Source organism: Magnetospirillum molischianum DSM 120 (genome assembly GCF_000294655.1).
Taxonomy (GTDB): domain Bacteria; phylum Pseudomonadota; class Alphaproteobacteria; order Rhodospirillales; family Magnetospirillaceae; genus Phaeospirillum; species Phaeospirillum molischianum.
Genome location: NZ_CAHP01000020.1, coordinates 100021 through 111852 on the forward strand (window position 1 = coordinate 100021; position 11832 = coordinate 111852).

General features: G+C 59.9%; 9 protein-coding genes and 1 other RNA gene. 7 read left to right on the forward strand and 3 right to left on the reverse strand.

The window, feature by feature from the left end:
* Positions 1-59 precede the first annotated feature (59 nt).
* The 6 genes from PHAMO_RS07950 to PHAMO_RS07975 all read left to right on the forward strand — a co-directional run bounded on the left by PHAMO_RS07950 (position 60) and on the right by PHAMO_RS07975 (position 9169).
* Positions 60-1124 (forward strand): phosphotransferase family protein, encoded by a 1065-nt coding sequence (locus PHAMO_RS07950; protein WP_002728184.1) that lies wholly within the window; start codon positions 60-62, stop codon positions 1122-1124.
* Between the two features lie 114 nt (positions 1125-1238).
* Positions 1239-3050: a DUF1302 domain-containing protein gene (locus PHAMO_RS07955; protein WP_002728185.1), complete on the forward strand. Its 1812-nt coding sequence runs from the start codon at positions 1239-1241 to the stop codon at positions 3048-3050.
* A 16-nt stretch (positions 3051-3066) separates the two neighbouring features.
* Complete coding sequence (locus PHAMO_RS07960) at positions 3067-4431, forward strand: DUF1329 domain-containing protein (protein WP_002728186.1); 1365 nt, start codon at positions 3067-3069, stop codon at positions 4429-4431.
* On the forward strand, positions 4418-5635 hold the full coding sequence (locus PHAMO_RS07965) for a WD40/YVTN/BNR-like repeat-containing protein (RefSeq protein ID WP_002728187.1): 1218 nt from the start codon (positions 4418-4420) through the stop codon (positions 5633-5635). The genes PHAMO_RS07960 and PHAMO_RS07965 overlap by 14 nt, the downstream gene beginning before the upstream one ends.
* Positions 5636-5657: 22 nt before the next feature.
* Entirely contained in the window at positions 5658-8042 is a 2385-nt protein-coding gene (locus PHAMO_RS07970; protein WP_002728188.1) for an efflux RND transporter permease subunit, read from the forward strand.
* Positions 8043-8056: 14 nt separating this feature from the next.
* Positions 8057-9169: an NADH:flavin oxidoreductase gene (locus PHAMO_RS07975; protein WP_040566456.1), complete on the forward strand. Its 1113-nt coding sequence runs from the start codon at positions 8057-8059 to the stop codon at positions 9167-9169.
* Between the two features lie 249 nt (positions 9170-9418).
* On the opposite strand, the gene nifH is transcribed toward PHAMO_RS07975, so the two are convergent.
* The 3 genes from nifH to PHAMO_RS07990 form a co-directional block, all read right to left on the reverse strand.
* Positions 9419-10297: a nitrogenase iron protein gene (gene nifH, locus PHAMO_RS07980; protein ID WP_002728190.1), complete on the reverse strand. Its 879-nt coding sequence runs from the start codon at positions 10295-10297 to the stop codon at positions 9419-9421.
* Between the two features lie 95 nt (positions 10298-10392).
* The gene (locus PHAMO_RS07985; RefSeq protein WP_002728192.1) at positions 10393-10827 is read right to left on the reverse strand and encodes a DUF6691 family protein; all 435 of its coding nucleotides are present in this window, start codon (positions 10825-10827) and stop codon (positions 10393-10395) included.
* Positions 10824-11267, reverse strand: a complete 444-nt coding sequence (locus tag PHAMO_RS07990) for a YeeE/YedE family protein (RefSeq protein WP_002728194.1) — start codon at positions 11265-11267, stop codon at positions 10824-10826. Before PHAMO_RS07990 ends, PHAMO_RS07985 begins: the two co-directional genes overlap by 4 nt.
* Before the next feature lie 461 nt (positions 11268-11728).
* On the opposite strand from PHAMO_RS07990, the gene ffs reads away from it, so the two are divergent.
* Positions 11729-11827, forward strand: an RNA gene (gene ffs, locus PHAMO_RS18490) — signal recognition particle sRNA small type.
* Positions 11828-11832: the final 5 nt, after the last annotated feature.

Below are 11832 nucleotides of genomic sequence, written 5' to 3' on the forward strand. Positions count from 1 at the left end.
TAATAATAAAGCCGAAAAAACGGCTCTGAATGATAAAAGCTTCTGGGAGGGAGCACGTAATGTTGATTGCCGACCGGCCGGGTGCTGTTCGACCACGGGAAGAATTTGACCTTGTGCGTCTTGATGCCTTTATCAAGGCAATTGACCCTACCCTTGAGGGCGAGCCGAAATCGTATCAGTTCTCTGGTGGCGCTTCGAATCTGACCTATCTGGTCTCTTATCCAAATCGCGATTTTATTTTGCGCAGACCGCCCTTTGGTCGCAAGGCCAAATCGGCTCACGATGTTTTGCGCGAAGCGGCGCTGTTGCAGGCGATCCGTCCGGTTTTTCCTTACGTCCCGACCATCGTCGCCAGCAGCGACGATGAGACGGTGATAGGTGGCCCGTTCGTGGTGATGGAGCGGTTGATTGGCTTCATTCCCCGCCATGATCTGCCCGAAGGAATGAGTTTATCGCCCGATCAGGCGCACACTTTGTGCCGCAATATGACCGACCGGCTGATCGAACTGCATGCAATAGATCCGCAAGCGGTGGGCCTCGGCGGACTCGGCAAGGGGCAAGGCTATGTCCGTCGCCAGATCGAAGGGTGGAGCGGCCGGTTCCGCGATGCCCGGACCCCCGATACGGCCGATTTCGAGGCGGTAATGGCTTGGTTGGTGGCGTCGGAGCCAGCCGAACGCGCCACTCGTCTGATCCATAACGATTACAAGATGGACAATATCGTCTTCTCTACCAGTGATCCGTCATCGATCGTCGGCGTGCTGGATTGGGAGATGGCGACTCTGGGCGATCCGCTGATGGATCTTGGGTCGTCGCTGGCTTACTGGGTGCAGGCTGACGATGACGGCGAAATACAGGCGATCCGTCGCCAGCCGTCCCATCTGCCGGGGATGATGAGCCGGGACGAGATCGTTGATTATTACTGTCGGAAGACCGGGCTGACTCTCGATCGATTCGATTTTTATCTGATCTTCGGGACGTTCCGCCTCGCGGTGATCGCCCAGCAAATCTACGCCAGATATTGCGCCGGTCATGCCGCCAATCCCGACTTCGCGGGCTTTGGCCATGCGGTCAATATCCTGGAGCGCCGTTGCCTTTCCCTGATCGACCGGGCCGGTTTTTAAGAAACATTTTGGGTGATCTTCGCATGTGATCCGACGCCGCGCCGCGCGGTTCTGTTGGCATGCGGTGAGTGGGAGAGTGTGGATCTATAAATAATATTAAGGCGGGGAGCGGATATGAAGATCGAACCGAAAATAAACGGAAAGTCTTATGTGAAGCCCTTGGTGCGGACGGCGACAGCCCTTTGCTGTCTGACCGGGTGGAGCGTAACGGCGCGGGCGGACGATTTCTCCTTGGGTAACGGGTATGAAGGACGATGGAGCCTCGACCTGTCGGTTGGAGCGTCAATGCGAACCCGAAATCCCGATCCGGGCCTGATCTCACGCGGTAACGGCGGTAAGGTCGATGGCGGTCAGCATGACGATGGCAATCAGAACTTCCGGGCCGGCGACTTCTATTCCGCCTTGGGCAAGGCGATCGGCGAAGTCGAATTGCGTAAGGATCAGTTCGGCGTCTTCGGTCGGGTCAAGGGTTGGTACGATTATATCGGCCGCAACCAGAACACGTCCTTCGGCGATGCCGCGAACGGCTATAGCCGCAGCCCGATCAACGACGGACATTTTTATCCGGCATCGAAATTCTCAGGCGTCGAACTGCTGGACGCCTATGGCTACGGTACTTTCGATCTGGCCGACGATACCCCGCTGAAGGTGAAGATCGGCAAGCATGTCGTGAATTGGGGCGAAAGTACCTTCATCCCCGGCGGTATCAATCAGTACGGAATCGTCGATGTCGGCGCGGCGCGGCGTCCCGGTGCCCAGGTCAAGGAAGTGTTGCTCCCCATTCCGCAGATTTCGGCCAATCTGGGTCTGGATAACGGCATCAGCTTTGAAGCGTTCTATCAGTTTACGTGGGAGCGATCGGTTCTGGACGGGTGCGGCACCTTCTGGAGCGCCTCGGACTATCTCAATTGTTCGAACGTGATCACGATGACGCCGGCGAATTTTGCCGATCCCACCGCATTCAATGGCATCCGTGCTTTGGGTGGTGCCAATACGAAAATGGCCAACGGCGGCAACCGCTATCCTGGCGATATCGGGCAGTGGGGCGCCAACATCCACTATTACAACACCGATATCGGCACGGATTTTGGTTTGTATTACGCGCAATATCATGCGCGGACGCCGTTCTTCAGCTTTATCCGAAGCCCCAGCAATATCGCCGGATCGATCTATAGGGGCGCGCGTTCCGCCGAATATTACTGGAACTATGACGCCGAGAATATTCGTGTGGTGGGGGCCAGCGCGGCGGGTGATATCGCGGGTTGGTCGGTGTTCGGCGAGGCGAGCGGATCGTTCGGTGTGCCGGTTCAGATCAATACCAACGATCTTGGCAACGGCATGATCAGCCGGGCTGGACCGATGGCTTTCCTCAATGGTGCCAGTGCTGGCACGGTGGTTGATGGCTATGACCGCAAGAACAAGTTCCAGATTCAGGTTTCGACCGTCAAAACCTTCTCCAACGTCGCTTCGGCCGACGAGTTCAAGGTAATCGGCGAAATCGGCTATCAGCACTGGTCGGGGATCGGCGATCCCAACACCTCGCGCCGCTATGGCCGCGATCCGATGTTCGGTCAGGCCGGGACCGCGACGATGGCCTGCACCAACACCAACACCTCTTATTGCGAGAATGAGGGGTTTGCCACCAGTGACGCCCTTGGCTACCGCATCCAGTTGTCGCTGACCTACAACAACCTTCTGCTCGGCGGCAACGTGACGCCTCGGTTGTTCTGGTCCCATGACGTTTCGGGCTATTCGGCCGACAACACCTTCGTCGAGGACCGGATGAATCTGGGCCTGGGAGTGCGGGCCGAGTGGAACAAGATGTACTACGCCGACCTTAGCTACAGCACCTACAACCGAGACGCCAAATACGATCCCTACCGCGATCGCGACTTCGTGTCGCTGGTCACCGGTGTGACGTTCTGAGCGCGGGAGACAATCGATGAAGACCATGTTCGTTTTGAAGTCGTTGATCGGCTGCGGCGCTTTGGCTCTGATGTTTGGGGGCGCGTGCTCGGCCTGGGCGGCGGCGACACCGGAGGAACTGGCGCGGCTGGGCAAGGATCTGACCCCGGTCGGGGCCGAGGTGGCGGGCAATGCCGATGGGTCGATTCCGGCTTGGACCGGCGGGCTGAAGACTCCGCCGCCCGGTTTCTCTCCCGAGAAAGGCTATATCGATCCTTTCGCCGACGAAAAGCCGCTCTACACCATCACCGCCGCCAATGCCGACAGCTATCAGGATAAGTTGGCGCCAGGCAGCTACGAGATGCTGAAGCGCTATCCGAACACCTTCCGTATGCACGTCTATCCCAGCCACCGGACCGCTGTGTTGCCGCAGGTCGAATATGACCGGGTGAAGCAGGAAGCCGGGGCCGCCCAACTGACCCCGTCCGGGACCGGGATCGACAATGTGGTCAATTCCACCGTGCCGTTTCCATTGCCGAAAAGCGGTCTTGAGGTGATGTGGAATCACATCCTGCGCTATCGTGGCGGGACGGTTCATCGCTATTCCAGCATGTTCCCGGTCCAGTCTGGCGGTTCGTTCACTGCGGTCAAGCGCGAGGAATGGCTGGCCTGGGCGGCGGCGCTGGGCAATCCCGATCCCAACCGCCACAGCTACTATCTCAATCTGGTGCGCGGTCCCTCCAGCATGGCCGGTGAAGCGCTGTTGGTCCACGATTCCCGCGATCATGCCAAGGATGAACGCCGGGCCTGGAGCTACAACCCCGGCCTGCGTCGGGTGCTGCGCGCCCCCGAAGTCGCGCACGATGCTCCGGCGCAGAATTCGGATGGACTGGCGACCTCGGACGATTACGACGGGTTTAACGGCTCACCCGAACGCTTTGACTGGAAGCTGATCGGCAAGAAGGAACTGCTGATCGCCTACAACAATTATCGTTTGAACGACCGCTCGCTGAAATATGCCGAGATCATCCAGCCCAACCACCTTAACCAGGATCTGGTCCGTTATGAGCCGCACCGGGTCTGGGTGGTCGAAGGGACGTTGAAGCCCGGTGCCCGTCACATCTATGCCAAGCGGGTGTTCTATATCGACGAAGATAGCTGGCAGGTCGCCGAGGCCGACGAATATGACGGTCGTGGCGAGTTGTGGCGGGTGCATATCCTGCACGCCATCCAGTTCTATGACGCCAATGTGCCGTGGATTGCCAACGATGCGGTCTATGATCTTCAGGCGCGGCGCTACATCGTCAACGCGATGACCAACGAAGAGAAGCCGACGACGTTCGGCGAGAAGCAAAGCTTCTCGATGTACTCGCCGGATAATCTGCGCCGTGTCGGTAATTAAGACGCTTGCCGGGCCGGAGGCGGGGAGGGAACTCCCCGCGTTCGCTCCGTCGGGGAGGACGCCGCCTCACCGGGCCGTCCCGTCCCTGTTGGGATGTCTTGCCGTTGCCATTCTGATTGCTGCGGGTGCCATGCCCGCCCACGCCGAAAGGATCGATCTGGCGACCTTGCCTGCGTTCAAGACGCCGAAGGCGGCGCGGGCGCTCAGTCTCTCGGTCGTCAATGTTGACGCACGGTTGGTCGCGGTCGGCGAGCGCGGAATCGTGGTCTATTCCGACGATAACGGCGCGACCTGGACTCAGGCCGAGGTGCCGGTGTCGGTGACCTTGACCGCCGTGACCTTTCCCACCGCGACCGATGGGTGGGCGGTCGGGCATGACGGCGTGATCCTGCACAGCGCCGACCGCGGGCAAACCTGGTCGGTTCAGTTCGACGGCACCCGAGCCGCCGCCGCTGTACAGCACGATGCCGAACGCCGTGTTGCCCTGGCCCGTGCCCGCGCCGAATCCGCTCCGGCTAAGGATGAAGCGGCGGCCGCTGCCCTCGATCTGGCGGAAACCGCCCTTGACGATGCCAGCGCCGGGGTTCGGTTCGCTCCGTCTCGGCCATTCCTGGCGGTTGCTTTCAAGGATGCACGGTTCGGGCTGGCCGTCGGTTCGTTCGGCCAGATCTTCCGAACCAAGGATGGCGGCGAGAGCTGGGTCTATTTGGGCGACCGCATCGACAATCTGGAGCGACTGCATTACGGCGCGGTGGCGTTCGACGAGTCCGGTGTGATCGTGGTGGCGGGTGAAGGGGGGCGGATCACCCGCTCTACCGACGGCGGCGAGCATTGGACCGTCTCGGCTTTGTCCGAGCGCGGGACGATCATCGGTCTGCGCCGGGTCGGATCGGCGCTACTGGCCTTTGGCGGTGGCGGTCGGGTCTATCGTTCGGACGATGATGGCGCGACCTGGAAACGAAGCGCCACCTGCACCGGGAAGACCCTGGTTACTGGTCTGGTCCAGGCGGACAGCGTTCTGCTGTACGATTCCGGCGGTTCCGCGCTGATCAGTGGCGATGGCGGAGCCAGTTGGGTCTGTCCCGCCGCCGAGGCCGAATCGTCGCCCCGGCCGGTCGCCGCGATTGCCGCCACCGCTGACGGCCGGATCGTGCTGGCCGGGCCGGGCGGCGTGCGCGTGAGGGATATCGTCACCGCGCGATGATCTTGAGTCGAAGGGAATGCTTATGACTGCCGCCGAGACCCGCATTCGTACTGATACCGACCCTGATCTGCTCCATCACCACACTGCCCACGCCATTGAGGTCTGGGTCGAGAATCTGCTGTTCCGCTTCCGTCCGCTGATTCTGGTGGTGATGGGAATCGCGTCGCTGGTCTTTGCCTATCTCGCCACCGGGCTGACCGCCGATGCCAGTTTCCAGAAGATGGTTCCTGCGGGGCATCCCTATATCGCCAACACTCTCAAGTATGAAAGCGAGTTGCGACCTCTTGGCAATGTCGTTCGCATCGCCGTCGAAGCGGTGGACGGCGACATCTATTCAAAGGATTTCCTGGAAACTCTGCGGAAAGTCACCGACGAGGTTTTCTATATCCCCGGCGTCGATCGCGGCAATCTGAAGTCGCTGTGGACTCCCAACGTGATGTGGTACGAGGTCACCGAGGAAGGGATGCGTAACGGCGTCATCGTGCCTCAGGGGTTCGATGGGTCGGAGCGGATGCTGGCCGAGGTTCGCACCAACGTCTTGCGTTCGGGGCGGGTCGGCAGCCTGGTTGCCTCGGATCACCGCTCGGCGGTGGTTCTGGCCCCATTGCTTGAAATCGATCCCCAGACCGGGGCCAAGCTCGATTACGGCCGCTTCTCCGAACAGCTTGAGCAAAAGGTGCGCGATCGCTTTCAGGATGGAACGGTTCGCATCCATATCACCGGCTTTGCCAAGATCGTCGGCGACCTGATTGCCGGAGCCCAGGTCATCCTGCTTTTCTTTGGCGTCACCTTCGTCCTGACCACGGCCTTGCTGTTCTGGTATTCGCGCTGTTTGCGCAGCACCCTGGTCACGGTGTTCTGCTGCGGGCTGGCGGTGCTGTGGCAGTTGGGCATCGTTCGGTTGCTGGGGTTCGGTCTCGACCCCTATTCGATCCTGGTGCCGTTCTTGACCTTCGCGATCGGGGTCAGCCATGCGGTGCAGAATATCAACACGATGGCCAGCATGCGGGCCGCCGGTCATTCGACCCTGGAAGCGGCCAAGGTCACCTTCCGCCTGTTGTTCGTGCCTGGGTCGATCGCGCTGGTCTGCGACGCCGTTGGCTTTTCGACCTTGCTGGTGATCCAGATCGGGGTCATCCAGGAATTGGCGATCAGCGCCAGCATCGGTGTCGCGGTTGTGATCATCACCAAGATGCTGTTGTTGCCGGTATTGATGTCCTATGTCGGCGTGGGAGAGCGGGCAATCGCCGATCAGCGCGCCAAGGCGCGTCGGCAGCCGCGCCGGATCGCGTTTCTGATCGCGCAGGCGGCCAAGCCGCGGTGGGCTGCTGTCGCGGTCGGGGTAGCGCTGGCGCTGCTGGTTGGCGCCCACGTCGCCGGGCGCGATCTCAAGATCGGAGACCTTGATCCCGGAGCGCCGGAATTACGAGCCGACTCCCGCTATAACCGCGACGTCGCCTTCTTTGCCGCTCATTACGCCACCAGTCCCGACGTCTTCGTCGCGATGGTGCGAACCGCATCCGGCGAGTGCGGTTCCTATCCGGTGGCGGCTCTGATCGATCGCTATCAGTGGGAAATGGAAAGCGTGCCGGGGGTGGAATCTTCCGCCTCGATGGTCGATGCGATGAAAAAATCGATCTCCGGAACCAATGGCGGTGACTTGCGCTGGTCTGCGATCAGCCGGGACCGCTATGTCTCGAACGCCGTCTACAAGATGATCCCGCCCGAGCTGCATAACAGCGACTGCTCGATGGTGCCGGTGATGCTCTATCTGACCGATCACAAGGCCGAGACCCTGACCCGCGTGATCGAAGCGTCCGAAAAATTTGCGGCCCGAGCCAACACTCAGGACATTCAGATCTTGCTCGCCGCAGGCACTGCCGGGATTGAAGGGGCGACCAACATCGTTATCAAAAGCGCAGAGCGAACGATGTTGTTCCTGGTCTATGGCATCGTCGCGATCTTGCTGTTGTGGGAGTTCCGCTCCTGGCGGGTGGTGGTGGCGATCATGTTCCCGCTCTACATCACCTCGGTGCTGTGCGAGGCGATCATGGCCCAGTTGGGATTGGGGGTGAAAGTCGCGACTTTGCCGGTGATCGCTCTCGGGGTCGGTATCGGTGTCGATTACGGTATCTATATCTATAACCGGCTGGAATCGTATCTGGAAAATGGGCTGTCCTTGCCCGACGCCTATGTGGAGACTCTGAAAACAACGGGTACGGCGGTGGCGATGACCGGGGTAACCCTGGCGATCGGGGTGATGAGTTGGGTTTTCTCCGATATCAAGTTCCAGGCTGACATGGGGTTGTTGCTGACCTTCATGTTCCTGTGGAACATGATGGGCGCTATCGTGCTGATCCCGGCGGTGATGGCGCTGTTGCAACGCCGATCCCCCCACCCCGTGTGAAGGAGACGTTCGCGATGACCGCCGAGACCGCTTCGACTCAAGCCCTGTTTCAGCCATTCGCCTGCAAGTCCCTCCGCTTGCCCAATCGGATCGTGATGGCCCCGATGACCCGTCTGTTCAGCCCGGACGGGATTCCGACTCCGGCGGTGGTGGATTATTATCGCCGTCGGGCCGAGGGCGATGTCGGGCTGATCGTTACCGAGGGGACGGTGATCGATCGCCCCGCCGCCCGCAATGATCCTAATATTCCGCTGTTTCATGGCGAGGCTCTGGACGTCTGGCAAACCGTGGTCGATCAGGTTCATGCCGCCGGGGGGCTGATTGCGCCGCAAGTCTGGCATGTCGGGGGAGCGCCCAATCCGATGAAGTCCTGGTTGCCGCCGGGCGGTTTGGAAAGCCCGTCTGGGGTGATTGGGCTGGATGCACCGCCGGGACGGGCGATGAGTGAAGAAGACATTGCCGATGTCATTGCGGGCTATGGTCGAGCCGCCACGGCGGCGGCGCGGATCGGCTTTGATGCTGTCGAGATTCACGCTGCTCACGGCTATCTGATCGATCAGTTCTTCTGGGACCGCACCAACCGCCGCACTGACCGCTGGGGCGGCCCGACTCTGGCCGAGCGCAGCCGCTTTGCCGTCGAGGTGGTTAAAGCGATGCGGGCCGCTCTGGGGCCAGATTTGCCCCTGATCCTGCGCGTGTCGCAATGGAAACAGCAGGATTACAAGGCAAGGCTCGCCACAACGCCCGAGGAGCTGCGTCAATGGCTGGAGCCGTTGGCCGAGGCCGGAACCGATATCTTCCATTGCTCGCAACGCCGCTATTGGGAGCCGGAGTTCGATGGCTCCGACCTCAATTTTGCTGGATGGGCCAAGAAGGTCACCGGCAAGCCGACGATTACCGTCGGCTCGGTTGGGCTGTCGGGCGAGTTTCTCGGTGCCTTCCGGGGGGAGGGGTCGCAACCGGCGGGGTTCGACGATGTTATCCGTCGGCTGGAGCGGGAAGAGTTCGATCTGGTCGCGGTGGGGCGAGCTTTGCTGACCGATTGGGAATGGCCGATCAAGGTACGCGACGGTCGTTTTAGCGAATTGCGCCCCTTTGTTCGTGAGGATATGGCTGTTTTGAGTTGAATAAAAAATAAATTCTCAGGCTGGTGAGTTGCGGAATTTATTTCTATCGATGCCTGATTATTTGTGATTTTGTCGGGTTTCGGCTTGGAAAAGTCTGGAAACCGTCACTTTGTATTGAACGCGACAGGAAGCTTACGGCACGGTCTGCCGCAGATAAAATAAGCCCCCCTTCCGCCCGGCGGAAGGGGGGCGGTGTCGGATGTACCCGCCTGGCAAGCGGCAATACATCCGGCCAGATCGAAATTCGCTCTAGAGTCCGGCCGCATCCTTGGCCTGAATCTCGGCCAGTTGCTCCTCATCCGACTTCATGATGCCGAATTCGACCAGCATATCCTCCAACTCTTCCATCGTGATCGGGGTCGGGATGGTGCCCTTGCCGGCATTGGCGTGGATCTTGGTCGCGAGCGAGCGGTATTCGTCGGCTTGCGACGAATCCGGGGCGTACTGGATCACGGTCTGGCGGCGCAATTCGGCGTGCTGGACGATGTTATGGCGCGGGACGAAGTGGATCATTTGCGTATTGAGGCGCTTTGCCATGGTCTCGGCCAAATCGAGTTCGCGGTCGGTCTGACGCTCATTGCAGATCAGGCCGCCAATGCGGACGCCGCCAACGCCAGCATACTTCAAGATACCCTTGGCGATGTTGTTGGCAGCGAACAACGCCATCATTTCTCCCGACATGACGATGTAGATTTCCTGGGCCTTGTTCTCGCGGATCGGCATCGCGAAGCCGCCGCACACCACGTCGCCCAGCACGTCGTAAGAGACATAATCGACGTCGTCGTAAGCGCCGTTCTCTTCCAGGAAGTTGATGGCGGTGATAACGCCACGACCGGCGCAACCGACGCCCGGCTCAGGCCCGCCAGCTTCGGTGCACTTGATGCCCTTGTAGCCGATCTTCATCACGTCTTCGAGTTCGAGGTCTTCGACCGACCCGGCCTGGGCTGCGAGGTGCAGCACGGTGTCCTGAAGCTTGCAGTTCAGGATCAGACGGGTCGAATCCGCCTTGGGATCGCAGCCAACGATCAGAATCTTCTGACCCATCTCGACCAGTGCCGCGAGGGTGTTCTGCGAGGTGGTGGACTTGCCGATGCCGCCTTTGCCGTAAAATGCGATCTGACGAGGCATGGAGTTGGTCCTTTGTGACGGAGGTGCGTAAATGCACCAAGGGCACCCAAGCAAACGTCATGCCAGAATTCTCAAAATTTGGTTGTACGAATTCCCTACGGTCGGCGGTTCTGCGATGTCGTGTGGTGAACAATCATGCCGGTTGCCATTGCGGTGACAAACACAAGGGCGCGGGCATCGAATGCCAGGGCTTCTAGGGCGGGGCCGGGGCTGAGACCGGCAAGCCCCCAACCCACTCCAAAGAGTGCCGCGCCAACGATCAGTCGGTTATCGACCCGCAGGGGTGCGGATGGAGGAAACGGCCGCCCGGTCAGCGATGCGCTGCGGCGACCGCTCAGGCGGTAAAAGAGAAAGGTCACCGGAATAGCGGTGATCAACATTCCGGCTAGACTGGGGTCCCATGCTCCGAAGATGTCGAAGAAACCCAGCACTTTTCTGGGGTCGATCATTCCAGAAATTGCCAGTCCGAGACCGAAAATCGTGCCACTGGTCAGCGCTATCGCCGCTCTTGCGATCGTCGTTCCATTCACAGCAATGCTCTCCCGGCGGCCGTCACGATCGCAGTGGCGATGAATACAGCGGTGGCGACCAAAGAGCGTCTGGACAGGCGGGCCAGACCGCAGATGGTGTGACTGCTGGTGCAGCCGTTGGCCATTCGGGCGCCGTATCCGACCAAAAATCCGGCCCCTGCCAGAACCCAGGGTGAATCGGGAATAAGCAGATGCGGCTCACCCCGCCACAGCACGAAGATCAGTCCGCCGAGGGGCAGGCCAGCCAGAAACAGAAGATCTTCCTTCCACGTCGGCGGAATCTGGCCGGTTAGTCCGGCGAAAAAACTGCTGACCCCGGCAATACGGCCGTTGCCGAGCATCATCACTCCGGCAGCGATGCCGATCAGTATGCCTCCGGCGGCTCCGTTCGCTACTCCATTGAGGGCGGAAGAGCTTGTCGGGATGAAGTAAATATCCATTCGTCATCACCATGATCAGACACAGGCGCGAAACGGTTATCCATTTCTTCAGTTCTGTCCGCGCTGGATGAAAAAAGAAAATTAAAAATATATAATGTAGAGACGTTCATTCGGTTTAGGTGAAGAGAAATACGCTGGCGGGTGATCTCGCATGGAGGCTCTGGTTGGGCCAAGCGCTCCCGTTGGAACTTTGCTCCACCTTCTGATCGTATTTGCGCGCGTCGATTTGTCCACGCGGCTGATCGTGCGGTGTGGCGGACAGGAAGACCCTGGTGGAAGCTGCACACTTCCTGAAGCCAACATTGACCGGCCGAAGTAGCGCTGAGGAGGCGAGTGTTGGCCCGGTTCCGGTTCTGTCGTTTGCCGTTTAACCCGTTCCCTTCCGAACAATCAGGTAGTGTTGCCTGTGGCTGTGTTTTTTGTGCTTGCCAGCCGATCTCGTCGCCTGTAGATAAGCGGCCGGGAGATCGGCGGCGGACGAATCTATCGCCAACCCGGTCAGGTCCGGAAGGAAGCAGCCGCAGCGATTTCAGATTTGGGTCGTTGTCCGGTCTCCCACCTCACT